Origin of the sequence: Pseudomonas juntendi (assembly GCF_009932375.1) — a bacterium.
GTDB lineage: Bacteria > Pseudomonadota > Gammaproteobacteria > Pseudomonadales > Pseudomonadaceae > Aquipseudomonas > Aquipseudomonas juntendi.
This window is the reverse complement of sequence record NZ_BLJG01000324.1, coordinates 1-1,640: the sequence shown is the minus strand read 5'-3', so window position 1 is coordinate 1,640 and position 1,640 is coordinate 1. Positions and strand designations below refer to the sequence as shown.

Genomic DNA, 1,640 nt, shown 5'->3' with positions numbered 1-1,640 from the left:
ATGGGAGTTCTTCTGGCCCTTGATGACCGGTGCGCGGCTGGTGGTTGCCGCGCCAGGTGATCACCGCGACCCGGCCCGCCTGGTCGAGCTGATCACCGGCGAAAACATCACCACGCTGCACTTCGTGCCGTCGATGCTCCAGGCGTTCCTGCAAGACAGCGGCGTGCCGCGCTGCACGAGCCTTGCGCGCATCGTCTGCAGTGGCGAAGCGCTGCCGGCCGATGCCCAGCAGCAGGTGTTCGCCAAGCTGCCGAAGGCGGGCCTGTACAACCTGTACGGCCCGACCGAGGCGGCCATCGACGTGACCCATTGGACCTGCCGTGAGGAAGGGCGGGACAGCGTGCCGATCGGCGAGCCGATCGCCAACCTGGCCTGCTATATCCTCGATGCCGAGCTGCAACCGGTGCCGGTGGGCGTGCTGGGCGAGCTGTACTTGGCCGGCGCAGGCCTGGCGCGCGGTTACCATCGCCGCCCAGGGCTGACCGCCGAGCGTTTCGCTGTGAGCCCATACGGCAATGGCGAGCGCATGTACCGCACCGGTGACCTGGCGCGCTACCGTGCGGACGGGGTGATCGAGTACGCCGGGCGTATCGACCACCAGGTCAAGCTGCGTGGCCTGCGCATCGAGCTGGGTGAGATCGAGGCGCGTCTGCTGGAGCACGACCTGGTGCGTGAAGCCGTGGTGACGGTGCCGGACGGCAAGCAGTTGGTCGGTTATGTGGTGCTGGCCAGCGAGGCCGCCGATTGGCAGGCACAACTGGCCGAGCACCTGCGCCGTGGCCTGCCGGACTACATGGTGCCGAACCAGTGGCTGGCACTGGACAGCCTGCCGCTGTCGCCCAATGGCAAGCTCGACCGCAAGGCCTTGCCACGCCCGGACCAGACCGCCAAGGCTCGCGACTATCAGGCGCCGGCCACACCGACCGAAATCGCCCTGGCCGAGATCTGGCAGGCCGTGCTTGGCGCAGGCCCAGTGGGCGTTACCGAGAACTTCTTCGCCCTGGGTGGCGACTCGATCATGTCGATCCAGGTGGTCAGCCGTGCGCGACAGGCCGGGATCCATATCACGCCCAAGGCATTGTTCCAGCACCAGACCGTGCAGCGCCTGGCGGCCGTGGCCCAGCTCGGGGAGGCGGTGGTACCGCGTATCGACCAGGGCCCGGTGACGGGGAGCGCGCCATTGCTGCCGTTCCAGCAGTGGTTCTTCGCCCAGCGCATGAGCGAGCCGCAGCACTGGAACCAGTCGCTGTTGCTGCGCGGCACCGAAACGGTGGATGCCGCCGCATTGGAGCAGGCGCTGCTGGCATTGTACGCCCAGCATGACGCCCTGCGCCTGCGCTTTGCCGACGGCAGCGCTGAGCACGGTCCGCTGCAACCGGCCCAGCCATTGCTGTGGCGTGCCGCACTGCGCAGCGCCGAGGAAATCGAGGCGACCTGCGAAGAGGCCCAGCGTAGCCTGGACCTGGCCCAGGGCCCGCTGTTGCGTGCGGTGCTGATCGAGCTGGCCGACGGTGGCCAGCGCCTGCTGCTGGTGATCCACCACCTGGTGGTCGATGGCGTGTCCTGGCGCGTGCTGCTGGAAGACCTGCACGATGCCTACCGCCAGGCCCTGGCGGGCAGCACGCCGAAACTGCCGGCCA

The 1,640-nt window shown here is 68.5% G+C and carries 1 protein-coding gene; it reads left to right on the top strand.

The genetic code is table 11. The features are described 5' to 3' along the window. Positions 1 to 1,640: AMP-binding protein (locus GYA94_RS25490; RefSeq protein ID WP_161893354.1), on the top strand; the 1,640-nt coding region annotated here is incomplete at both ends.